Genomic DNA, 22,159 nt, shown 5'->3' with positions numbered 1-22,159 from the left:
TAAGCTGTCGAGGTCACTGGTGGGTGACGGCGTGGTTCTCCCGCAGGTCCTCCACAAAGCCCTGGTCGTGGAGGTAGACGTCGGAGAAGTAGCCGCACGCGCACCGGGCTTGGTAGGCGTAGCTGCCGTCAACCAGGGCGTAGGACTGAACGAAGGACTCATAGGTCTGGGGACCGAACAGCCAGCCGAGCATCAGGCGGCCTCCTGATCGCGGTCGCGGACCACGGACAGCACCGCTTCGGTGCTCTCCTCTCGCTTCGACAGCACGCGCTTGGCGCGGTCGAAACTGCATCCGAGTGCGGTCTGCACTCGACGCACGGAAGCACCCTCGGGCAGCTCTCCGGCAGCGATGATCTGGTCAAGGCGCTCGGCCAGGTCCTCATCCGAAAGCGCTCGCGTGGTGGACTTGTTAGCGGTCGGCACGGCGCTCTTGGGGAGCTTTCGGCCCTTGTCCGAGCGCGGCTTGGCGGGTGCTTTCGAACCCTGCTGTTCGCCCTGTTCAGGAGTCGAACGGCGCCCGGTCTCGGAAGCGCTCTCGGTGGTGGTGCGGGCACTCTTCCCAGGGGCAGGGCGGGAACACCGGACCACAGGCAGCCGGACCGCTCCTGCGGGCACTTCCAGAGCGCGCTCGGGGAACCGAGAGCGGTCGACCACTGTCACGAGCGGAGCGGGTTCGGCAGCGCTCTCGGAAGCACTGCCGGGGGCGCTCTCGTGGGTGCTGTCGTCGGTCAGTTCAGCGAGGGTCTTGACCCCCGGCCCCTCGGTGGGGCGCGCGTTGGTGATGCCCTTCTCGATGACACCGATCAGGTGCGCGGTCATCGCCGCTCCGACCGGCCCCAGCGAGTGAGCGAACAGCCCGCCCACGGCCGTGCCGGTCCACTCCGTGGGCCAGTGTCCGACGGTGTTGAGCAGAATGCTCACGGCCAGACAGCCCCACATGATCCTGTCGGCTTCCTCGGGCAGGGAGCCGCCCGAGGACTCCAGCCGGGAGCGGCACAAGATCACCCATCCGACGATGCCGATCAGGGCGGGCTCCAGCAGCCAGAGCATCCACCACATCGCGGTGAACGGTTCGGCGCCGGTCATGGCGGCGGCGCCGGCGTGCACACCCGCGGTCGACCATCCGGCGAAGGCCACGAGCACGGGCATCAGTGCGGCCAGGGTCAGGGTGCGGGTGCGCTGGACTCGCAGCGCGCGGGCTTCCGCGGACTGGGAGATGTCGGCGGCCAGCTTGGCGCGCTCCAGATCGGCAGCGGTGCGGTCGCGGGTCAGGTCCTGACGGATGGCGCGGGCGTCCATCGCACGCCGGGCCTTGTCACGGAAGCGCTCCAGGCGGTCATCCTTGCGGGCGGCAACCCGGTGGCGCTTGGCCGCGAGGTCCTGCCGGATCTGCTCGGGAGTGCGCTCCTGTCCGGGGGCGGGAGTGGCGTCCTGCTGGGAAGTCACCGGGCGCCTCCTTCCGGGTGCGGGGAGCGGACGGGCATCGGCGGCAGAGGACGGGCGACCAGTGCGGCGGTGTGGTCAAGGGCCAGGGCCGCTCCGGCCAGCGGCAGGGCCGCCAACCGGAGCACGACTACGAGCAGGGCCAGCAGCAGCACCGCGCACAGGGTGAGGACGCCGGCGGCCTGGATCATGTGGGTGGTGGTCACCGGGACTCCTTCCGGGCCTTGTCGCGGCGGGCACGGCGGGCGCTGATCTCGGCAATGGCTTCCATGTCGGCGCGGATACCAGCGAAGAACAACCACCACAGGCCAGCGAGCACGCCGAAGGTGATCAGCAGAGTGAGCAGAGACGTCATGGTTCAGCCCTTCCTGAGCCGGTGGGGCGTCCGGCGACGGGTGCGGGAGACGGTCTTAGGTCCCACAGCGGCGCGCAGTCGGCGGGCTACCGAGCGGCGGCGGGCGCGGATCTTCTTTCGGACCTTGGCCAGTTGGGTGGTGGTGCCGGAGACAGCGAGCAGCACCAGGACGGTCAGCGCGAGGGCAGCGACGGTCGGACCTGCGATCATGGAAGCGCTCCTTTCTGGGAGTAGCGGCCCCACCGGTTGGCTTGGCGGTTGAGCGGTGGGGCCGCGTCATGCGGTGGTCCGTGGCCCCTGCTGGCGGCTATGAAGCAGGGGCTACGAACAGGGCGTCAGGCGTAGACGCGGTCGCGTCCGTTGGTGGTGCTGGTGGTCGCGTCGACCCGGTGTCCGGCCTTGTGCACGGAGACGTTGCCGTTGGTCGTGCGAGCGCTGATGCGTCCGGGGCAACCCGCGTGCACCAGCACGTTGCCGTTGGTGGATCGGACCTTGGTGAGCGGCCCGGAGCGCCCGATGGAGACGGAGCCGTTCGTGGTGCTCACGTCGATCTCGCCGTGAGCGCGACCGACGGAGACAGAGCCGTTCGTGCCGTCGGAGACCAGGTCACCGACCATGTCCACACTCAGACCGGAGTTGCGGCCCTGGTGGTGCACACCAGCCAGCGCCCCGCGGGTGTCCACTGAGCCGTTGTCGATACGGGTCCCGAGCAGCGAGCCCGCGGGAACTCGCAGCAGGCCGGTAACCGGTTCGGTCACGTCCCTGACGGTGCCGTTGGTGACCGTCGCGCCGTTGATGAAGGTCGTGCCGCCACTCATGACAACGCTGCCGAAGACGTCTCCGCTGATGACGGTGGCGCCGCGTCCGTTGATCACGGTCGGGGCCGGGGCGGGCACGTTGATCACCCACGCGCTCTCAACGCTGGTGGCGGTGGCCTGCCGAACGGTCTCGTCAGGGCCGCTCAGTTCCAAGGTGGCTTCGGTCAGTCCGGGGACGGCTTCCACGGTCAACTGCACGCCGGGAGCGGTCAGGGCGACGGTGATCGGCGCGGTGGTGGGAGTGCGCATCGTCAGCTTGGTCATGTCAGGCGGCCTCTCGCAGGTAGTCACCTATGTCGGTCAGTTCGTCAGCGGTGTATCCGGCCCAGACCCCGGCGGCGGGCGACTCCCGCAGCGCCAGCTCCAGGCACATCTCCCGGGCGGGGCAGCGCTCGCACAGGGTCCTGGCGGACCGTTCGCGTAGCTCCTTGGCCGCAGGCTTCTCCCCGAACAGGTCACTGCTGTCGGGCTCGAAGAACAGCTCCGGCTGGGACATGCAAGGAAGCGTGTGCTCTGCCAAAGCGGCACGCAGACGCTCCGTGCTCTGGTTCTGCAAGCGGTTCATCGGGCCTCCTCTCGTGGTGGTTGGTGTGAAGCCCGCTCCTGCTAGCGGCTACGAAGCAGGGCGTCGGGCTGCTGTGTCTCCGACGGTACGCACTTATGCCATAAGCGTCAAGACATATGCAATAAGTTGCTTCGAGGGGGTGTCGCGGCCACGCAGGTGGCGGCGATGGAGAACCGACTACGGTGGGGAGACCACACTTATGTCAGAAGACGGAGGCCTAATGAGCAGCCTCGAAGCACCGAAGGCCCGGTACAAGCAGGTGGCTGAGCTGCTGCGCGATGCCATCAAGCGCGGTGACTACGCGGCGGGCTCGACGCTCCCCAGCCAGCCGGAGCTAGCGCGCGAGTACGACCTGAACCAGAGTTCGATCAGTCGCGCCATGGCCATGCTCCGTGCCGAAGGGTTGATCCGCACCGAGCACGGCAAGGGCTCCGTCGTCCTGGAGGTGCCCACGGTCAAGCGGGTTCGGCGCATCGACAGGGACTACAGGACCCGCCCCACCGGCAGCAGCTTCGCAGAGGAGCTGAACAAGGCCGGGCGTACCTCCCGTACGGAGCTGGTCGTATGCGATGCGGTCGAGGCGCCCGCCGACATCGCCCAGGTCCTCCGACTGGATGAATCCGAGCAGGCACTGCTGCGCAAGCGTCACATGTATGCGGAGGACAAGCCGGTACAGATCGCCTCCTCCTACATCCCGATGAGCGTGGCCGGCAGCGTCGACATCGCCATGCCGGACACCGGACCCAGCGGCATGTACGCCCGGATCGCGGAGCGAGGGTTCGGCCCGGTGCGCTTCACCGAGGACATCGAAGTCCGCGGAGCCAAACAGGAAGAGGCGGACTTCCTGAACATCACACCCGGACAACCAGTGTTCGCCATCCTCCGCACTGCCTTCGACAAGGATGACCGGCCAGTAGAGACCTGCCTGAACGTCTTGGCGGCCCTCCAGTGGAAGCTCACCTATGCATGGGAACAGGACGTGAAGTCATGAACAGCGAAACGCCCCGACACAGCGTGAGTGTGACAGGCGTGGTGGTCCGACCCGAGGACGGCAAGGTCCTCGTAATCAAACGGACCGACGACGGCCGTTGGGTACCGCCCGGTGGCGTAATGGAGCTGGACGAGACCCTTGAACAGTGTGTGATTCGGGAAGTCCGGGAAGAAACTGGGATCGAGGCCAAACCGATCCGCCTAACAGGCGTCTACAAGAACATGAAGCTTGGCGTGGTCTCTCTAGCCTTCCTATGCCAGCCCGTAGGCGGTGAACTACGGACAAGCGATGAATCGACCGTTGCCATCTGGCTACCATTCGACGAAGCCATCGCGCTCTGCCCAGAGGCGAGGGGAATACGAATCTCTGACGCCCTGGCTACCGGCGGCCCTTTCACCCGAGCACACGATGGTTCAGCAATCATATTGAATAGCGACTAATTGCCCTCAAGCCACCTTGGATGCATACCTAGAATCAAATCAGGAACCTCATAGTCAAATTCGAAATCGATACTCTTACTGGCACCATCAGCCGAGACAAAAGCGACAGACTTGAAGAATGATGTACAACTCCTCGCATCGAGCTTTCTTATTTCAGGATTCTTCGGAATCTTCCCCAAGTCTTCAACTCTGAATGAGCCAATTACTACGCACTCATCGAACTCCTTATTCCCATGCGCCACTTTATGCCTCACATCCAGCCACTGCCTCATGACCTCCGCAACATGGTGCGGTTTTACAGTCACCCCTGGCCGCCCAAAGGAACCCCGGTGTTCCCAGGTCCAAAATTTCCATGGATCAAAATTAGCGTACTTTAGCAAGTTCCTACAGTTATCCGGACTAGGGGTGCTGAAATCACCAACCTTTTTATTAAAATCGGAAGTCCAACGGCTTGACGCAACATCGTAGACTCCCCCCGTATTACTCTTCAATTGCTCGACCTGGTGATTCCATAAGGCTCTAGCCAGATCTTCGACAAATGCCTGCCACGCAGCGACAGCGAGAACGACCGAACCCCTAGTTAATGCAGCCTCTCGATGGCGCCTTCCTCGCCCTTTCCCCAGGGCATCGTGGATTTCCATCATGTTGTCACAATGCACGATAGCGCGCTTAAACTCTTCATAAGCAGAATTGACAATCATGGATGACACCAATGACCCCTACGGTAGGGATAGTATTCCTCAAAGGATATTGTCGGACAATTCTGTCCACAGTGCGACACAGTAGAGTCAAAATACTGGCAAAAATATTGACGAGCCCAAGCGGAAAAGCCAAACTGGATTTGACGGACGCGGACATGGCAAAGGCCGGAGTAGTGACAAGCCACCCCCGGCCTTCAGTAGCGCATTGCTACTTCTTCTTCGTCGGCTTCTCGACCACAGTCGTCTTCGGGTGACGAACAGCGGTCGCCTTACTGACGTAGCGGCCAGTGATGGCGCTACGAGCCTTACCCGAGCCCTTGCCCGCGTTAGACGGCTTCCCCTTGGCCATAGGAGACTTCACCCCCGTTCCAAGCTGGACACCAGCCATTGACGGGGCCCTCAACTTGCCTTGAAAGCTCGTCGTGTAGGGTCAAGGTCTCCACCAAGAGAACAGAACCCCAGCACTGGCATCGTCCCCAGACGGTCAACCCGTGCTGGGGTTTTCAGCTTGTGGGGATGTTATCAGCTACTTCGGCCACACCACCATGCTCGACACAACATGAGCAACCATGCCCTCCTCGGCACCCCAAGATCTAGGGTGCCAGAACCGAAGTCGAGCCACGTTGCCAAGAGCTCGACGGCAGCCTCTGTGCTGGAAGCGCCGCAGAACCTGCAGAACCTACAGAACTGGCGTTGACGCAGGTCAGAGCGACACGCCACGGAACCGCAGAACGCCGCGAAACCTCCGCAGAACTGCGGAACCCCCTGCGCGGAGGGTTCTGCGGTTCTGCGGAGGTTCTGCGAGGTAGTGCGGATCTGGCGTCCATGGCGTTGACCTGCCGTGACAGGGGTTCTGTAGGTTGTGCAGGTTCTGCGGCGGGGTTCTGAGGGCTCCCCATGGGGCGGTGCCACGCGATGCACGTGCATGGTCGGAAACCGGCCCTCTCAGACGGCGGCTGTGGACCGAACGCGGACACCCGAAGGTGATCCATCGTGGGCGCGCGACGGCTTCTCACGGGCGTTCTGAGGGCCGTCTCATAGTCTCAGTTTTAGTCTCATTCACTGCCGTCCGGGGCCGTTCGGAGCTGTCCATCCGGGGGCGGGGAGCGCTGGTCAAGACGCTGCTGGCCAGCGGCGAACGCCCCTACGCGGGATTGGAAAGCGTGTTGAGGGCAACCTCTCAGGGGTTCGAATCCCCTATCCTCCGCCACCGCCCACCAGGGCGAACGGAAGGCCCCGACCGGACACCGGTCGGGGCCTTCGTCGTTGGCGGTCCCCTTCGTGGAAGTGGTACCCCGCGTCGAGGAGGCCGGGGCCCTCGGGCCGCCCTCGTCGTCTGGCGGGTCGCGGCGGAGGCAGTCCCGGTCGAGCGCGGAGAGCCGGTTGTCGGGACGGCCGCGCCTCGGACCGCGGCGGCCCGGGGGTACGGCGGTCGCCGACGCGGGCCTCCCCGGTCAGTGCGCCCGGCGCCCGCCGTCCCAGGGGGTCGTGGGCTGGAGGACCGCCTCCGCCAGGGCGCGTGAGCGCAGGGCGGTGATCTCTCGGTAACCGGGGTCGGCGATCATGCGGCCGAACGCCTCCCTGCTGGGATAGCGCACCAGCAGCACCGCGTCCCACGCCTGCCCCTCCTCGGCCACCAGGGGCGTCGCCCCGTCCCCGGCGTAGAGGAGTTCACCGCCGTATTCGGCCAGGAAGCGGGACGCGAGCCGCGAGTACTCCTGGTAGGAGGCACGCCCGCCCGGGGCGAAGCGCAGCAGGTTCAGCATGACGACGGGACCGCCGGGGTCCTCGTCCAGCAGGGTCTCGAGATCGGTTCCGGAGGGGTCGACGGCCATCGGGAACTCCTTGCCCGTGGGGGGTGGATGGCGCGGCCGCGCCACGGCCGCCATGGTAACCGACCAGTCGGTATGCCGCCGCGGACCGCCCCGGTCAGGCGTAGGGGTCGGTGACGGCGCGCAGGCGGGTGAGGATGCGGCGGAGGGCCGCCATGTCGCGGGCGCCCAGGTGGGCGGTCCACTCGGCCTCGACACGGGCGACGATCCCGGAGGCCGCGGCGATGACGCGTTCGCCTCGGGGGGCGGCGCGGATGAGGCGGGCGCGGGCGTCGGTGGGATCGGGGACGCGCTCGACGTAGCCGGCCTCTTCGAGGCGGTCGACGAGGAAGCCCGCGCTCTGCTTGGTGATGCGGGCCTGCTCGGCGAGGTCGGTGAGGCGGCTGCCGCCCGGGGCCACGCGCTGGAACACCCGCCCCTGGGCGTGGGTGATGTCGTCGTAGCCCAGGGCGGCGAGCTCGGCGAAGACGCGGCGTTCCATCTCCCGGTAGGGGATGAAGAGCAGCAGACCCGTGTTGAGCTCGGATTCTTCGGCGCCCATTCGCGCCACCCCCTGGAATACCGTCAGTTTTTCTGATCTTATTGGTCAGAGAAGCTTACCGATATCGCGCCACCGGGAGGCCGCGATGGACCGGGACGACAGTTGGCGGGTCATCGAGCGGGAGCGGCTCGCACTCGCCGATCTCCTGGAGGGGCTCACCGAAGGGCAGTGGGAGGCGCCCTCCCTGTGCACGCGGTGGCGGGTGCGCGATGTGGCGGGCCACGTGGCCTTCACTCCGCAACTCACCTCCCTGTCCACGGTGTTCAAGGAATTCGTGCGGGCGGGCGGCTCGTACGACCGGATGATCCGCGACGTGTCGATCAGGCACGCCAGCGAACCCGGTGTCGACCTGGTGGGCGAGTTGCGCGAGTACGCGTCGTCGCGGGACCTCGTGGCGCTGACCAACTACGAGAACATCCTGTTCGACACCCTGGTGCACGCCCAGGACATCGCGGTGCCGCTGGGCATCGACCACCCGGCCCCCGTGGACGCGGTCCGGGCCGGGGCGGACCGGGTGTGGTCGATGGGGTGGCCGTTCCATGCCGCGAAGAGGCTGGCCGGCCTGCGCCTGGTGGCGACCGACACCGACTGGGCGGTCGGCGCGGGCGAGCGGGTGGAGGGTCCGATCCTGGCGTTCCTGCTGCTGCTCACCGGGCGGACGGCGATGCTGGAGCGGCTGTCGGGACCCGGTCTTCCGGCGCTCGTCCGAGTGACCGGTACATAAGTCGACTAATCACTTTGTGGAATAGGATGCCCCCAGGCCACGAGACGAGGAGTCCGGAATGGGTCCTGGGGACGGGGTGCGCTACGTCGCGCTCGGGGACAGCCACACCGAGGGCGTCGGGGACGGGGACGACGTCACCGGGGTGCGCGGCTGGGCGGACAGGCTGGCCGAGAAGATGGCGGCGACCGGGGCGCGGGTGGAGTACGCGAACCTCGCGATCCGCGGCCGGCTGTCCGCACAGGTGCGGGCCGAGCAGCTGGAGCCCGCGCTGGCCCTGGAGCCGACCGTGGCCACGGTGTTCGCCGGCGTCAACGACGTGATCCGCTCCGGGTACGACGCCGACGCGGTCGTCGGCGACCTGGAGGCGATGTTCGCCGCCCTGACCGGGGCGGGCGCCCGGGTGGCCACGCTGACCTTCCCCGACATCGCCAAGGTGGCCCCGCTGGTGCGCCCCCTGGTGCCGCGGGTGCTGGACTTCAACGAGCGGATCCGCGCGGCGGCCGCGCGCCACGGCGTGGTGGTGGCCGATGTCGCGCGGTACGAGATCTCCACCGACCGCCGGCTGTGGGCGACCGACCGGCTGCACTGCACCCCGCTGGGGCACGCCAGGATCGCCGGGGCGCTGGCCTCGGCGCTGGAGCTGCCCGGGGCGGACGGTTCGTGGGCGGAGCCGCTGCCCGCGATGCCCCGGCCGGGCGCGCTGCTGACGGTGGCCGACGAGGTCCGCTGGCTGGGCACCTTCCTGGGTCCGTGGGTGATGCGGCGGCTGCGCGGGCGCTCCTCCGGTGACGGCCGCACCGCCAAGCGCCCGGTGCCGACCCTCGTCGAGGCCGCCTGACCCGGGCCGCCCCCGCCTCCGGGGGCGGCCCGCGACCCATTTTGCAACTTGTTGCATAATGAGGGTGCGGGCCGCCCGGACAACGGTCCGCGAGGCACCCCGCGCGGAGGAGACACGATGACCGAGTACCCCCACCTGCTGGCCCCCCTGGACCTGGGCTTCACCACCCTGCCCAACCGGGTCATCATGGGCTCGATGCACCTGGGGCTGGAGGAGCACCCCGGCGGCTTCGAGCGGATGGCCGCCTTCTACGCCGAGCGCGCCCGCGGCGGGGTCGGCCTCATCATCACCGGCGGCATCGGTCCCAACGACCGCGGAGCCACCTTCAAGGGCGCCGCCAAGCTCACCGATGGCGACGAGGTCGAGCAGCACCGGATCATCACCGGGGCCGTGCACCGCGAGGGCGGCCGCATCGCCATGCAGATCCTGCACACCGGGCGCTACTCGTTCAACGCGGACCTCGTCGCCCCCAGCGCGATCCAGGCCCCCATCAACCCCTTCACCCCGCACGAGCTCACCGCAGACGAGGTCGAGCAGACCATCGAGGACTTCGCGAACGCCGCCGCCCTGGCCCGCGAGGCCGGGTACGACGGCGTCGAGATCATGGGCTCCGAGGGCTACCTCATCAACCAGTTCATCGTCGCGGCCACCAACAGGCGCGACGACGAGTGGGGCGGCTCCTACGAGAACCGCATGCGCTTCCCCGTCGAGATCGTGCGCCGGGTCCGCGAGCGCGTCGGCACCGACTTCATCATCGTCTACCGCCTGTCCATGCTGGACCTGGTGCCCGACGGCTCCACGTTCGACGAGGTCGTCCGGCTCGCCAAGGCCGTCGAGGCGGCCGGGGCCACCATCATCAACACCGGCATCGGCTGGCACGAGGCGCGCATCCCCACCATCGCCACCTCCGTGCCGCGCGGCGCCTACGGCTGGGTCACCGAGAAGCTCATGGGCGAGGTGTCCGTCCCCCTGGTGGCGGTCAACCGCATCAACACCCCCGAGGTGGCCGAGGAGATCATCGCGAGCGGCCGGGCCGACATGGTCGCCATGGCCCGCCCCTTCCTCGCCGACCCCGAGTTCGTGGCCAAGGCCGCCGCCGGGCGCTCCGAGGAGATCAACACCTGCATCGGCTGCAACCAGGCCTGCCTGGACCACACCTTCAGCCTCAAGATCACCTCCTGCCTGGTCAACCCGCGCGCCTGCAACGAGACCGAGCTGGTGCTCTCCCCCACCCGCCTGCGCAAGCGGGTCGCCGTCGTCGGCGCGGGCCCCGCCGGGCTGGCGTTCTCGGTGTCGGCCGCCGAACGCGGCCACGAGGTCACCCTGTTCGACGCCGCCGACGAGATCGGCGGGCAGCTGAACATGGCCCGCCGGGTGCCCGGCAAGGAGGAGTTCGACGAGACCCTGCGCTACTTCCGGGTCCAGCTCGACAAGCACGGTGTGGACGTGCGCCTCAAGACCGAGGTGGGCGCCGACGACCTGGCCGGGTACGACGAGGTCGTGCTGGCGACCGGCGTCAGCCCGCGCACCCCGGAGATCCCCGGGATCGACCACCCCAAGGTGGTCGGCTACGTCGACGTGCTGCGCGAGAACGCCCCGGTGGGCGAGCGCGTCGCCGTCATCGGCGCGGGCGGCATCGGGTTCGACGTCGCCGAGTTCCTCACGGACGGCGGCGGGCGTGCCTCCCTGGACCCGGACGAGTTCTTCCGCCAGTGGGGCGTGGACACCGGCCACACCACCCCCGGCGGCCTGCGCGCCCCCGAGCGCCCCGCCCCGCCGCGCCGCGTCCACCTGCTCCAGCGAAAGACCAGCAAGGTCGGCGCGGGGCTCGGCAAGACCACCGGGTGGATCCACCGCCTGGAGATGCGCCACCGTGGCGTGGAGATGCTCGCCGGGGTCGAGTACACCCGGATCGACGACGAGGGCCTGCACATCGTGGTCGGCGGCGAGCCCCGGCTGCTGGAGGTGGACACCGTCGTGGTGTGCGCCGGCCAGGACCCGCGCCGCGACCTGGCCGACGCGCTGGCCGGGCGCGGGGTGACCCCGCACCTCATCGGCGGCGCCGACGTGGCCGCCGAACTCGACGCCAAGCGCGCCATCGACCAGGGCACACGCCTGGCCGCGGCGCTCTGACCGCCCCGTACGGCGGGCGCGGAAGCGCGCCCGCCGGCCGAACCTAGAATGCGCACATGTCCCTGCCCCACGCCATCCTGACCGCCCTGCTGGAGAAGCCCTCCTCCGGGTCCGAGCTGACCCGGCGGTTCGACAGGTCGATCGGGTACTTCTGGTCGGCGACCCACCAGCAGATCTACCGGGAGCTGGGCAAACTCGAACAGGCCGGGCTGATCCGCGCGCTGCCCTCGCCGGTCCCCACGCGGGGGCAGAAGAAGGAGTACGAGGTCCTGCCCGAGGGCCGCGAGGAACTGCGCGCCTGGGTGGACCGCCGGGAGGACCCCAAGGTGTCCCGGGACCCGCTGCCGCTGCGCCTGCGCGCCGCCGGGGTGGTGGGCGTGGGCGACCTGCTCCCCGAGCTGGTCCGCCACCGCGACCTGCACCGCGCCCGGCTGGAGGAGTACCGGCGGTTCGAGCGCCGGGACTACCCGAACGGCCCGCGCACCGAACAGGAGCGCATCCAGCTGCTGGTGCTGCGCGGCGGTATCGACATGGAGACCGGCTGGGTCTCCTGGCTCAGCCGCGCCGTGGAGGAGCTCTCCGCGACCGCACCCGCGGCCGCCGCGGCCTCAGCCGACCGGAACGGGGCCTGACTCCGACAGGTCCTCGGGCAGCCGCAGCCCGGGTGTGCGCAGCGGGGTCAGCGCCGAGCCGAGCACCATCGCCGCCGCGCCGATCGCCGGGGCGGTGTCGGCGAACTCCGACAGCCGCACCCGCACCGGGTCCCCCGGCCGGCCCGCGAACGCGCCCTCCAGCTCCCGCCGCACCGCCGGGAGGTAGGTCGCGCCCGCGACCGCCTGCCCCGTTCCGGTGAGCACCACCAGGTCCGGGTCCAGCACGCCGACGAGGGTGCGCACCGCCACCGCCGTGTACCGGGCGGACCGCTCCAGCAGGGCCCGCGCCGCCGCGTCCCCGCCCCGGGAGGCCCGGACCACCGCCGCGAACCCCGCGGTCACCGAGGCCGCGGCGCCGTCCGCTCCGGGTACCCCGGCGACCCCCGCGTCACGGGCGGCCGCGACCACGGCGGCGGGGCCCGCCACCGCCTCCAGGCAGCCCCGGGCCCCGCAGGCGCAGGGCGGCCCCCCGATGTCCACGCACACGTGCCCCAGCCCGCCCGCGCGGCCGTGCGCGCCGCGGTAGGGGACGCCGTCGACCAGCACCCCCGCCCCCAGGGACGCACCGGTGTGCACCGCCACCAGGACCGAGGAGCGCCCGGCCGAGCCCGACCAGTACTCGCCCAGGGCGGCCGCGGTCGCGTCGTCGCCGGTGACCACCGGCAGGCCGGAGGCCCGCTCCAGCTCCCGGCCCCCGTCCGCGCCGCCGGAGGCGGACACCAGGCCGATGCCCAGCAGCCGCGCGCGGTCCACTCCGGCCCCCTCGACCAGGGCGTCCACCCGGCGGGCCGTGCTCTCGGGCTCTCCCCCGGGGTCGGCGTCCCGGGGCCCGGGGTGGGACATCCGGGAGACGACGGCGCCGGTCAGGTCGGTGAGCGCGTAGGTGGTGCCGCCCGCGTCCAGGTGCACGCCGACGGCGAACCGGGAGGCGGGGGCCAGGCGCAGCAGCACCCGGGGCTTGCCGCCGGTGGACTCGGCCCGGCCGACCTCGGTCACCAGGCCGTCGGCGAGCAGCCCGCGCACAACGGTGGAGACCGTGGCCGGGGTCAGCCCGGTGGCGCCCGCCAGCCCGGACCGGCTGATGGTCCCGGCCGCCCGGATGACGTCGAGGACCGTGGCCCGGCTCGACGTGTGGGGAATGGCCCGTCCCAAGGGAACCTCCGGCTGTACCGCGTGTTCGGTGCGCCCCAGGGTAGCCGCCACCCCTCCCTTGACTTACTTAGTTCATTGAAGAAAGAATCCTCGCACCACAGCCCGCATCCGAGGAGCACGATGCCCAGCCACACCCTCCACGACGGATGGCGCCTGACCGCCACCGCCGGCCCCGTCCCCGAGAACATCGCCGGCCGGGAGATCCCCGCGGCGGTGCCCGGGAGCACCCACCTCGACCTGCTGGCCGCCGGCCTCATCCCCGACCCCTACCTGGACGCGGCCGAGGCGGAGCTCGCCTGGGCGCACCGCACCGACTGGCGCTACACCCTCACCTTCGACGCCGACGCCCCCGCCGACGGTGAGCGCGTCGACCTCGTCTTCGACGGCCTGGACACCATCGCCACCGTCACCCTCAACGGGCACGTGCTCGGCACCTCCGCCAACATGCACCGCTCCCACCGCTTCGACGCCCGCGCCGCCCTGCGCGCCGGGTCCAACGAGCTGACCGTCGACCTGCGCTCCGCGCTGGCCTACGCCGAGGAGCAGCGCGAACGCCTGGGCGCCCGCCCCCACGTCAACGCGCACCCCTACAACATGGTCCGCAAGATGGCCTGCTCCTTCGGCTGGGACTGGGGGCCCGACCTCCAGACCGCGGGCATCTGGAAGCCGGTCCGCCTGGAGCGCTGGACCACCGCCCGCCTGGCCGGCGTCCGCCCCCTGGTGACCGTCGACCCCGACGGCACCGGCCGGGTCGAGGTCCACGCCGACATCGAACGCGCCGGGGAGGACACCCCCCTCGTCCTCACCGCCACGGTCGCGGGGCGCACCGCCACCGCCGCCCTGGCCGCCGACGCGGCGTCGGGGACCGTCACCGTCGAGGTGCCGGACGCCGACCTGTGGTGGCCCGTCGGCTACGGCGACCAGCCGCTGTACGACCTCGACGTCACGCTGGGCCGGGACGGGGCGGAGCCGGACACCGCGCACCGCCGCATCGGCTTCCGCACCGTCACCGTGGACACCGAGCCCGACGCCCACGGCACCCCCTTCACCGTGACCGTCAACGGCCGCCCGATCTTCGCCAAGGGCGCCAACTGGATCCCCGACGACCACTTCCTCACCCGGATCACCCGCGAGCGGCTCGAACAGCGCGTCGGCCAGGCCGTCGACGCGCACATGAACATGCTGCGCGTCTGGGGCGGCGGCATCTACGAGACCGAGGACTTCTACGACGTCTGCGACGAGCGCGGCGTCCTCGTCTGGCAGGACTTCCTGCTGGCCTGCGCGGCCTACCCCGAAGAGGAACCGCTGTGGGGCGAGTTCGAGGCCGAGGCCCGGGAGAACGTCGCCCGCCTGGCCTCCCACCCCTCCCTCGCCCTGTGGAACGGCGGCAACGAGAACCTGTGGGGCCACGAGGACTGGGGCTGGAAGGAGCAGTTGGGCGACCTCACCTGGGGCCACCGGTACTACACCGAGCTGTTCCCCCGCATCGTCGCCGAACTCGACCCCACCCGGTTCTACTCCGACGGCAGCCCCTACTCCCCCGGCCTCACCCCCGAGGAGTCCCACCCCAACGCCGAGGCGCACGGCACCCGCCACGAGTGGGACGTGTGGAACCGCACCGACCACCGCGCCTACCGGGACATCGTGCCCCGGTTCTGCTCCGAGTTCGGGTTCCAGGGGCCGCCCACCTGGTCCACCCTCACCGAGTGGATCCACGACGAGCCGCTCACGCCCGAGTCCCCCGTCTTCCTCCTCCACCAGAAGGCCGAGGACGGCAACGGCAAGCTCGCCCGCGGCCTGACCCTGCACCTGCCCACGCCCACCACCTTCGCCGACTGGCACTGGGCCACCCAGCTCAACCAGGCCCGCGCCGTGGCGCTCGGGGTGGAGCACTACCGGTCCTGGTGGCCGCGGACCGCCGGGTCCCTGGTCTGGCAGCTCAACGACTGCTGGCCGGTCACCTCGTGGGCGGCCGTGGACGGGCAGGGGAGGCGCAAGCCCCTCTGGTACGCGCTGCGCGCCGCCCACGCCCCGCGCCTGCTCACCCTCCAGCCCCGCGACGGGCGGCTCGTCCTCATCGCCGTCAACGACACCGACGAGCCGTGGGAGGCGCTGCTGCGGGTGGAGCGCCGGCACTTCGGGGGCGGGATACTGGACGGCACCGAGACCGCGCTGGCCGTGCCGCCGCGGTCCACGGCCGAGTACGAACCGCCCCGGTCGCTGCTGGCGACCGCCGACGACACCCGGGAGGTGCTGGTGGCCACCGCCGGCGACACCCGCCTGGTGCACCCCTTCCGCGAGGACGTCCACCTGGCCTACGACCCCGACGCCCTCACCGCCGAGGCCGAGCCCGCCCCCGGCGGGTACCGGGTCCGGGTGAGCGCCGCGTCGCTGGCCCGCGGCGTGTCCGTGCTCGCCGACCGGGTCGCCCCCGACGCCGAGGTGGACGACATGCTCGTCGACCTGCTGCCGGGCGAGTCGCATACCTTCCTGGTGCGCACCGCGGCCGAGGTCGACCCGGCGGAGTTCACCCGGGAGCCGGTGCTGCGCAGCGCGGCCTCCCTGCACCCCCGCGGGAAGCGATGAGCGCGCCGGAGCGCGCAGGCGCGGTCGGGCTGGTCCTGGCCCGGCCGCGCCGTCTGCTGAGCGCCGAGCCGTTCTTCATGGAGTTCATCGGCGGCATCGAGGAGCGGCTGGCCGCCCACGACATGTGGGTGATGCTGCACCTGGTGTCCACCGCCGAGGAGGAGGCCGCCGCCCACCGCCGCTGGGCCGAGCGGGGGGTGGTGGACGCCGTCGCGGTGGTCAACCCCACGGTCGACGACCCGCGCCCGGAACTGCTGCGCGGGCTGGGGCTGCCGTTCGTGGTGGCCGGCGCGCCCGAGGGCGCGGGCCTGCCCGGGGTCCTCTCCGACCACGCCTCCCCCGTACGGGAGGCGGTGGAGCGGCTGCACGGGCTCGGGCACCGCCGCATCGCCCGGGTCGGCGGCCCGGCACGGCTGCTGCACACCCGCGCCCGCACGGACGCCCTCACCGCGGTCTGCGCCGAAGCGGGCCTGCCCGCGCCGGTGACCGCCGAGGGCGACTACTCGCACGAGGCGGGCGCGCGGCTCACCGCGGAGCTGCTGTCGGCCGAGCGGCCGCCCACCGCGATCCTGTACGACAACGACGTGATGGCGGTCGGCGGCCTGGAAGCGGCCCGCTCTCTGGGCGTGGACGTCCCCTCCCGGCTGAGCCTGGTCGCCTGGGACGACTCCACCCGCTGCCGCCTGGTCTCCCCCGAGCTGAGCGCGATGACCGTCGACGTGCACCGGTACGGAACCCTGGTCGCCGAGGCCGCCCTGGAGGCGGCCCGGGGCCTGCCCGTCCCCGAACGCTGGTCGCCCGCCGCCCGCTTCACCGCCCGCGGCAGCACGGGCCCCGCCCCGGAGTAGGGGTGTCGACGTGTCGACGAGCGGTCCTGTCGACGGATCCCCCTGCGGACCCGTCGACACGTCGACATCCCGACATGCCCCTTCACCGCCATACCGCCCTGTCGACCCCCGGCCGCGCCCCCGGCCCGGCTCCCGCACCGGGCACGCGGTCCGGGCACAAAAGAACCGCCCCCGGCGGTGCCGGGGGCGGCTGGTGGCGGTGGAGGAGGGATTTGAACCCTCGAAGGGTTGCCCCTTACCCGCTTTCGAGGCGGGCGCCATCGGCCACTAGGCGACTCCACCGCAGGTAACTCTACCGGATCGGAGAGGGTGCGGAAAACCGGTTACCCCCGGCGCCGCGCGAAGAACCGGGTGAGCAGGTCGGAGCAGGCGGCGGCGACGTCCTCGCCCACCAGGTCGGACGGGATCACCTCGGGCCGGTGGTTCAGGCGCGGGTCGCGGACCAGGTCCCACAGCGATCCCGCGGCGCCCGCCTTGGGGTCGCGGGCGCCGTACACCAGCCGGTCCACCCGGGACAGCACCGTGGCGCCCGCGCACATGACGCAGGGTTCCAGGGTGACCGCCAGCGTGCAGCCGGACAGCCGCCACTCGCCGCGGTGCCGGGCGGCGGCGCGCAGGGCCAGGATCTCGGCGTGCCCGGTCGGGTCCCCGGTGGCCTCGCGCTCGTTGTGCCCGCGGCCGATCACCTCGCCGTCGGGGTCGAGCACCACCGCGCCCACCGGGACGTCCCCCGTGGCCAGGGCCAGTTCGGCCTCGGCCAGGGCCGCGCGCAGCGCGGCGTCCAGGGCCGTGTTCACAGGCGCATGCCGTCCAGGAGTTCGCCGAACCCGGCGCGGTCGGCCACGACCGCCAGGACGTCGCTGGGCAGGACGCCGCTGCCGACGGACAGCGAGCGCAGCTCGTCGGCCGGGACCCCGAAGTCCTCCAGCAGCCCGGCGTCGCCCCCCGGGGCCGCGCCCCGGGAGGTGTCGGGGGCGCCCGCGCCCACCAGCGTGCCGGCCTCGGCCAGCACCTCGGCCAGCGGGTACTCCTCCACGGCACGGGCGTCGGACAGGTACACCCGGGGCTCCCCGTCCTCGTACGCGCGCACGATGGCGAACCACTCGTCGTCGACCTCCACGAGGAGGACGGCGGACGGGGCACCCGTGTCCGCGGCGAAGTCGAGCGTCAGTTCGGTGACGTCGTCGACGACGTCCACCTCGCCGAGTTCGAGCTCGGTTCCCCGCCATGTCCCGCCGTCGGGTGCGAAGACGGCTGCGAAGGTCGACACCGCGTGCTCTCCTAGCTCTCCGGGCTGTACTTCGTGGGGTCCCTTACCCCATCGCGTCGAGGACACGCTGGAAGGCCTGCGCGAATCCGAGGCGTTCGGAGATGCTGGCCAGCACCTCGTCCGGGTACAGGTCGAGATCGCCGGCCAGCGCGCCCAGCTCCATCTCGTCCAGACCCAGGTCCGCGACGATCGACAGGTCCCCCGCGGGCAGGACCTGATCGAGATCATCGTCGTCGGGCTGGTCGATGTCCAGGTGGTCGAGGACGTCCCGCGCCACCTGCCAGTCGACGGACGCGGTCACGTCGGACAGGAACAGGGACACCTCCCCGCCGTACACGCGCACGAGGATGAAGAAGTCGTCGCCCACCGAGACCAGACCGATGGTCCCGCTGATACTGGGTTGCTGGCGCAGGGCGTGGATCAGTCCCTTGAGGTCGTGCACCAGGGCGACCGGCAGGAGGTCGACCTCCCAGTACTCCTCCTCCCGGAACGCCACGGCCGCGAAGTCGCCCGAGTCGTCATCATGATCGAGCACTGTCATCGTCACCCCAACCCGGCCGGTGCCATCAGTCCGGACGAAGGAACCCCGGATCGCCCGTGCGAGTGACATGGTAACGATCACTCCGCGCCCGCTGTGGCCCTTGTCCGCTTCAGTCCGACAACGCTCTCACGACTTCGGGGGGCGCGGTCCCATCGGGGGCTTCCGCGGGGGCCCGGCGGGCCTGTTCGCGCACCCTTCCGGGTGGGTGCGCACGGTTAGACTCTGCCTGGCTCAGCTCCCCGGCCACCGTCCCGTCATCCCAGCTCACCCGGAGACCACCTTGGAAACCCTGGTCGTCGACCACCCCTTGGTCGCGCACAAACTGACCACCCTGCGCGATGTGCGGACCGACTCCCCGACCTTCCGGCGCCTGACCGACGAGCTGGTGACCCTGCTCGCCTACGAGGCGACCCGGGACGTCCGCGTGACGGAGGTCACCATCGAGACGCCCCTGGTGGAGACCACGGGGGCGCAGCTGAGCCGGCCCACCCCGCTGGTGGTGCCGATCCTGCGCGCCGGGCTGGGCATGCTCGACGGGATGACGCGCCTGCTGCCCACCGCCGAGGTCGGGTTCCTGGGGATGGCCCGCGACGAGGAGACCCTGCAGCCCGCGACGTACGCCGACCGGCTGCCGCAGGACCTGTCGGGCCGCCAGTGCTATGTGCTCGACCCGATGCTGGCCACCGGCGGCACCCTGGCCGCCGCGCTCAAGCTGCTGGTGGACCGGGGCGCCGACCACATCACGGCGATCTGCCTGCTGGCCGCACCCGAGGGCCTGGTCGCGGTGGAGCGGAAGCTGACCGAAACCCTGGCGGCGGACCACGGCGCGACGCTGCGCGTGGTGACGGCGGCGGTGGACGAGCGGCTCAACGAGAACGGCTTCATCCTTCCGGGGCTGGGCGACGCGGGCGACCGGCTGTACGGCTGCGCCTGACTCCCCCGCCCCGAGCGCCCGTCCGGTCCTCCGGTCGGGCGCTTTTTCGGCTGTTTTCAGATCCGGATGAATGAATGGCCGAAAACGGGGCACAGTGCTGCTACGACCCGCCATCGCCCCAGGCCGTGAGGCCGCAGGGCGGGCCGCACCCAAGGGCGACACACCGAACCGCATTATCCGAATTCATTTTGAGACGGGAACGTAACCGACAGCAGTGATCATGGTTCTTGGTCGCCCGTAACCAGGAACCCCCACGGCCCGAAACCACCCCAGGACGTAGTCCACCCGAAACCGAACGCCTCGCCCCCTCGGGCGCGGCCTTCAGGTGACCCCCGGGCGACTACGCAACGCCCCCGTGCGCGCACGCTGAGCCATCCGTCTCCCGAGCCCTCAAGGAGAGAGATGCCCGAGACCACCTCCGCCCCCACGACCACCGACCAGCGCTTCGCCTCCGTGGTGGACCTCCTCTCGTCGGAGTTCTCCGGCGTGCACCACGAGTCCACCGTGACCCGGTGCGTGGACGCGGCCCGGCACGGGGCCGAAGAGGTCACCGGCAGCGCCACTCCGGACCTCGTCGAGCGGATCGCCCGGCAGCACCTCCAGGTGCTCGCCCTGGCGTTCGCGGAACAGCGCTGACGCCCCTCCCCTCCTTCGGAGAAATCCGCGCTGCACGGAGACCGGTTTTCGGGCCGGCCGACACTCACGCGGGGTTTCGGACCTGACCATCCCGTCCGGCTTCGCCAGAAATGCCAACCCAAACCTCCTGACCTGCACCGGTAGGCGGCCGATTTTCGGCCCCCGTGTCACCTGGTGCACAACCGCACCGGAACCGGACACAGCCCGCAAGCAAGGAAGGTCCGACATACCGCCACGCCGAGGGTGCGCCCCAGGCTTTACGGGCAGGACCCCCAATGCGACAATCGCTGCTGGGTCGGTGGGTCAGGTGGATTCCAAGGGGAGTCGGTCGTGGCGAAGTTGAAGAAATGGGGCGGCTACGCTCTCATCTTTTTCGTGGCGTTTTATCTGCTCACGCAGCCCGAAAGCGCGGCGGGCGTGATCCAGAGCGCACTCGGGGGACTGATGGGCGGCGCCGAGTCGATGTCGCGCTTCGTCAACGCACTGCTGCCGTAGTGGGGATGGTCGGGTGCCATGCGCCTCGTAGCGTCGAGTAACAGCGCCCCGGCGTCGGTCAACCGCTACCTGCTCCCGCACGAGCAGGACGTGGTCACCATCCGGAGGCATCCCGCGGTCCTGATCGGACCGGTGGGCGCGGTCCTGGGTGCTCTGATCGTGGCCGGGATCCTCAGCAACACGCAGATCGCGGACACCCCGGCCGCCCTGGCCATCATCTGGTGGCTGTGGCTGCTGGTGTTGGTGTGGTTCGTGTGGCAGGTCGCGGAGTGGTCGGTCGACTACTTCGTCATCACCTCCGCGCGCCTGCTGCTGACGACGGGGCTGATCACCCGGCAGGTCAACATGATGCCGCTGGGCAAGGTCACCGACATGAGGTTCGAGCGCAGCCTGCTGGGCCGGTTCCTCGGATACGGGACCTTCGTGATGGAGTCCGCCGGTCAGGACCAGGCCCTGAGCAGGATCGACTTCATCCCGTACCCGGAGCAGCTGTACCTGGAGGTCGTGGGGCTCATCTTCAAGGAGTAGCCCGGCGCGCAGTCCGACAGGGCACCCGTCCACAGGACGGGTGCTTCTTGCTTTTCCCCCGCGTCCCCGGCCGCTCCGGCCCCGCCCCGCGGGACCCCCGCGGGGTTGCCCGGTTCCCCTCTCGTTCACCTTTCGTTCACCTTGGCGCGCAGCCCTCCCGCGCCCCCTCGGGCCCCTTCGCGAAGAACGCCCGCCACCAGGCGTTTCGATACACGATGACGGCGGGAGAATCCCCTGTGACGGAGCCCCTACGGAAAATGAATTGACCCAAAGGTGAACATAGGGTTAACTAGGGTCATCTGATACGGAAACGAGGAGGGCACCATGGCGCGCAGGACAGACCGTGCACCGCACCCGACTCGCTCCGTCGACGCCCGTCGACGCACGCGTTCCGCCGAAGAGACCCTCCGCATGTCCGGCCTCGCGCCGGACGCCGTGAGCGTTCCCCGGCCGCGCGAGGACGCCGACGCCATCAGCTCCGGGCACCCGATCATGCACTGGGTGCTGGTCGCCGACGAGACCGGCCGCACCCGTCCCGAGGCCCGCTGGCTGTAGCAGGGCATCAACGACGCCCGCCCCCTTCCGGCAGCGCCGGACAGGGGGCGACCGGTGTTCGCACCGGACGCGAGAGAGCGAGTCCGAAGGGCCGTCCCGCACAGCGGGGCGGCCCTTCGCCGTTCCCGGGGCCGGGCCGGCCCCGGCGGCCCCTCGCCTTGTCGACTTATCGGCTTGAAGCAATATCGCTGTTTCAGACATCCCCAAAGACGCCCACTGAGAGTGATTCGCGTCTCACAAGGTTCCGCCTTGACTCTCAACGAAACGAGACGTACCGTCTTGTACATGAGGCTGTAATCCTTCCTGTGATCCCGCGTCCGACGCCCGTGTCAGAGCACGACGCGCACCCGCCGCACCCCGGCGGGCCCGCGCGGCTCCACCGGCGCCACCGCCCCGCGGTCGATCCGGTACGGCCTCCTCGTCGTTCCCGCACCCCGAGCCCGCGCCCCGCGCGCGTCCGCCCTCCGGGTGCCCGCACGGCGGAACGCCCTCCGACGGCCCGCGGCCCGCTCCACCGGCCCCACCGCAGCAGAGAGGCACACCCCTGCGCACCCCACGAGTCCGACCCGCAGCCCCCGCC

General features: G+C 70.3%; 27 protein-coding genes and 1 tRNA gene. 13 read left to right on the top strand and 15 right to left on the bottom strand.

Going from position 1 to position 22,159, the window contains the following annotated elements; genetic code table 11:
- Positions 1-13: 13 nt before the first annotated feature.
- The 7 genes from ACFVNO_RS11260 to ACFVNO_RS11230 form a co-directional block, all read right to left on the bottom strand.
- Entirely contained in the window at positions 14-193 is a 180-nt protein-coding gene (locus ACFVNO_RS11260; protein ID WP_378891632.1) for a hypothetical protein, read from the bottom strand.
- Positions 193-1,446, bottom strand: coding sequence for a hypothetical protein (locus ACFVNO_RS11255; protein WP_378891630.1), 1,254 nt, complete (start codon positions 1,444-1,446; stop codon positions 193-195). Before ACFVNO_RS11255 ends, ACFVNO_RS11260 begins: the two co-directional genes overlap by 1 nt.
- Positions 1,443-1,649: a hypothetical protein gene (locus ACFVNO_RS11250; protein ID WP_378891627.1), complete on the bottom strand. Its 207-nt coding sequence runs from the start codon at positions 1,647-1,649 to the stop codon at positions 1,443-1,445. Before ACFVNO_RS11250 ends, ACFVNO_RS11255 begins: the two co-directional genes overlap by 4 nt.
- Positions 1,646-1,798, bottom strand: a complete 153-nt coding sequence (locus ACFVNO_RS11245) for a hypothetical protein (RefSeq protein WP_378891624.1) — start codon at positions 1,796-1,798, stop codon at positions 1,646-1,648. Before ACFVNO_RS11245 ends, ACFVNO_RS11250 begins: the two co-directional genes overlap by 4 nt.
- A gap of 3 nt (positions 1,799-1,801) precedes the next feature.
- Positions 1,802-2,008, bottom strand: coding sequence for a hypothetical protein (locus ACFVNO_RS11240; RefSeq protein WP_378891621.1), 207 nt, complete (start codon positions 2,006-2,008; stop codon positions 1,802-1,804).
- A 125-nt stretch (positions 2,009-2,133) separates the two neighbouring features.
- Positions 2,134-2,880, bottom strand: coding sequence for a hypothetical protein (locus tag ACFVNO_RS11235; protein WP_378891618.1), 747 nt, complete (start codon positions 2,878-2,880; stop codon positions 2,134-2,136).
- A gap of 1 nt (position 2,881) precedes the next feature.
- Positions 2,882-3,112, bottom strand: a complete 231-nt coding sequence (locus tag ACFVNO_RS11230; RefSeq protein ID WP_378891615.1) for a WhiB family transcriptional regulator — start codon at positions 3,110-3,112, stop codon at positions 2,882-2,884.
- A 289-nt stretch (positions 3,113-3,401) separates the two neighbouring features.
- On the opposite strand from ACFVNO_RS11230, the gene ACFVNO_RS11225 reads away from it, so the two are divergent.
- Together ACFVNO_RS11225 and ACFVNO_RS11220 are read left to right on the top strand one after the other, a co-directional pair.
- Positions 3,402-4,172 carry a GntR family transcriptional regulator gene (locus tag ACFVNO_RS11225; RefSeq protein WP_378891612.1) on the top strand — a complete coding sequence of 257 codons (771 nt, stop codon included), beginning with the start codon at positions 3,402-3,404 and terminating at the stop codon, positions 4,170-4,172.
- Positions 4,169-4,612, top strand: a complete 444-nt coding sequence (locus tag ACFVNO_RS11220) for an NUDIX hydrolase (protein WP_378891609.1) — start codon at positions 4,169-4,171, stop codon at positions 4,610-4,612. Before ACFVNO_RS11225 ends, ACFVNO_RS11220 begins: the two co-directional genes overlap by 4 nt.
- Here ACFVNO_RS11220 and ACFVNO_RS11215 read toward each other — a convergent pair.
- From ACFVNO_RS11215 to ACFVNO_RS11205, 3 genes are all read right to left on the bottom strand, one after another.
- Positions 4,609-5,313, bottom strand: coding sequence for a HEPN domain-containing protein (locus tag ACFVNO_RS11215; protein ID WP_378892009.1), 705 nt, complete (start codon positions 5,311-5,313; stop codon positions 4,609-4,611). The genes ACFVNO_RS11220 and ACFVNO_RS11215 overlap by 4 nt on opposite strands.
- A gap of 1,454 nt (positions 5,314-6,767) precedes the next feature.
- Positions 6,768-7,148, bottom strand: coding sequence for a DUF1330 domain-containing protein (locus ACFVNO_RS11210; protein ID WP_378891606.1), 381 nt, complete (start codon positions 7,146-7,148; stop codon positions 6,768-6,770).
- A gap of 94 nt (positions 7,149-7,242) precedes the next feature.
- Positions 7,243-7,686, bottom strand: a complete 444-nt coding sequence (locus ACFVNO_RS11205) for a MarR family winged helix-turn-helix transcriptional regulator (protein WP_355260630.1) — start codon at positions 7,684-7,686, stop codon at positions 7,243-7,245.
- Positions 7,687-7,771: 85 nt separating this feature from the next.
- On the opposite strand from ACFVNO_RS11205, the gene ACFVNO_RS11200 reads away from it, so the two are divergent.
- The 4 genes from ACFVNO_RS11200 (at position 7,772) to ACFVNO_RS11185 (ending at position 12,013) form a co-directional block, all read left to right on the top strand.
- Positions 7,772-8,410, top strand: coding sequence for a maleylpyruvate isomerase family mycothiol-dependent enzyme (locus ACFVNO_RS11200; protein WP_355260627.1), 639 nt, complete (start codon positions 7,772-7,774; stop codon positions 8,408-8,410).
- Positions 8,411-8,468: 58 nt separating this feature from the next.
- Positions 8,469-9,248, top strand: a complete 780-nt coding sequence (locus ACFVNO_RS11195; RefSeq protein WP_220563957.1) for an SGNH/GDSL hydrolase family protein — start codon at positions 8,469-8,471, stop codon at positions 9,246-9,248.
- A gap of 117 nt (positions 9,249-9,365) precedes the next feature.
- Positions 9,366-11,381, top strand: a complete 2,016-nt coding sequence (locus tag ACFVNO_RS11190) for an FAD-dependent oxidoreductase (protein ID WP_378891601.1) — start codon at positions 9,366-9,368, stop codon at positions 11,379-11,381.
- A 56-nt stretch (positions 11,382-11,437) separates the two neighbouring features.
- Complete coding sequence (locus ACFVNO_RS11185; RefSeq protein ID WP_355260621.1) at positions 11,438-12,013, top strand: PadR family transcriptional regulator; 576 nt, start codon at positions 11,438-11,440, stop codon at positions 12,011-12,013.
- On the opposite strand, the gene ACFVNO_RS11180 is transcribed toward ACFVNO_RS11185, so the two are convergent.
- Positions 11,990-13,186 (bottom strand): ROK family transcriptional regulator, encoded by a 1,197-nt coding sequence (locus ACFVNO_RS11180; RefSeq protein ID WP_355260618.1) that lies wholly within the window; start codon positions 13,184-13,186, stop codon positions 11,990-11,992. The genes ACFVNO_RS11185 and ACFVNO_RS11180 overlap by 24 nt on opposite strands.
- Before the next feature lie 120 nt (positions 13,187-13,306).
- On the opposite strand from ACFVNO_RS11180, the gene ACFVNO_RS11175 reads away from it, so the two are divergent.
- Positions 13,307-15,772: a glycoside hydrolase family 2 protein gene (locus tag ACFVNO_RS11175; protein ID WP_378891597.1), complete on the top strand. Its 2,466-nt coding sequence runs from the start codon at positions 13,307-13,309 to the stop codon at positions 15,770-15,772.
- The gene (locus ACFVNO_RS11170; RefSeq protein ID WP_378891594.1) at positions 15,769-16,620 is read left to right on the top strand and encodes a LacI family DNA-binding transcriptional regulator; all 852 of its coding nucleotides are present in this window, start codon (positions 15,769-15,771) and stop codon (positions 16,618-16,620) included. Before ACFVNO_RS11175 ends, ACFVNO_RS11170 begins: the two co-directional genes overlap by 4 nt.
- 194 nt (positions 16,621-16,814) lie before the next feature.
- On the opposite strand, the gene ACFVNO_RS11165 is transcribed toward ACFVNO_RS11170, so the two are convergent.
- The 4 genes from ACFVNO_RS11165 to ACFVNO_RS11150 all read right to left on the bottom strand — a co-directional run bounded on the left by ACFVNO_RS11165 (position 16,815) and on the right by ACFVNO_RS11150 (position 18,431).
- Positions 16,815-16,902: transfer RNA gene (locus ACFVNO_RS11165), tRNA-Ser, on the bottom strand.
- Between the two features lie 41 nt (positions 16,903-16,943).
- Positions 16,944-17,417 carry a nucleoside deaminase gene (locus tag ACFVNO_RS11160; protein ID WP_355260609.1) on the bottom strand — a complete coding sequence of 158 codons (474 nt, stop codon included), beginning with the start codon at positions 17,415-17,417 and terminating at the stop codon, positions 16,944-16,946.
- Positions 17,414-17,890 carry a tRNA adenosine deaminase-associated protein gene (locus tag ACFVNO_RS11155; protein ID WP_355260606.1) on the bottom strand — a complete coding sequence of 159 codons (477 nt, stop codon included), beginning with the start codon at positions 17,888-17,890 and terminating at the stop codon, positions 17,414-17,416. The genes ACFVNO_RS11160 and ACFVNO_RS11155 overlap by 4 nt, the downstream gene beginning before the upstream one ends.
- 43 nt (positions 17,891-17,933) lie before the next feature.
- The gene (locus ACFVNO_RS11150) at positions 17,934-18,431 is read right to left on the bottom strand and encodes a tRNA adenosine deaminase-associated protein (protein ID WP_220563965.1); all 498 of its coding nucleotides are present in this window, start codon (positions 18,429-18,431) and stop codon (positions 17,934-17,936) included.
- A 280-nt stretch (positions 18,432-18,711) separates the two neighbouring features.
- On the opposite strand from ACFVNO_RS11150, the gene upp reads away from it, so the two are divergent.
- From upp to ACFVNO_RS11125, 5 genes are all read left to right on the top strand, one after another.
- The gene (gene upp / locus ACFVNO_RS11145; RefSeq protein ID WP_355260603.1) at positions 18,712-19,365 is read left to right on the top strand and encodes a uracil phosphoribosyltransferase; all 654 of its coding nucleotides are present in this window, start codon (positions 18,712-18,714) and stop codon (positions 19,363-19,365) included.
- A 402-nt stretch (positions 19,366-19,767) separates the two neighbouring features.
- Entirely contained in the window at positions 19,768-20,001 is a 234-nt protein-coding gene (locus ACFVNO_RS11140) for a hypothetical protein (protein WP_220563967.1), read from the top strand.
- A 330-nt stretch (positions 20,002-20,331) separates the two neighbouring features.
- The gene (locus ACFVNO_RS11135; protein WP_211715575.1) at positions 20,332-20,496 is read left to right on the top strand and encodes a hypothetical protein; all 165 of its coding nucleotides are present in this window, start codon (positions 20,332-20,334) and stop codon (positions 20,494-20,496) included.
- Between the two features lie 18 nt (positions 20,497-20,514).
- The gene (locus ACFVNO_RS11130; protein WP_220563968.1) at positions 20,515-21,024 is read left to right on the top strand and encodes a PH domain-containing protein; all 510 of its coding nucleotides are present in this window, start codon (positions 20,515-20,517) and stop codon (positions 21,022-21,024) included.
- A 324-nt stretch (positions 21,025-21,348) separates the two neighbouring features.
- Positions 21,349-21,579: a hypothetical protein gene (locus ACFVNO_RS11125; RefSeq protein WP_220563969.1), complete on the top strand. Its 231-nt coding sequence runs from the start codon at positions 21,349-21,351 to the stop codon at positions 21,577-21,579.
- Positions 21,580-22,159 lie beyond the last annotated feature (580 nt).

Origin of the sequence: Nocardiopsis sp. NPDC057823, assembly GCF_042797335.1 — a bacterium.
Classification (GTDB): domain Bacteria; phylum Actinomycetota; class Actinomycetes; order Streptosporangiales; family Streptosporangiaceae; genus Nocardiopsis; species Nocardiopsis changdeensis.
The sequence above is the reverse complement of the archived record's forward strand: the minus strand, read 5'-3'. Positions and strand labels throughout refer to the sequence as shown.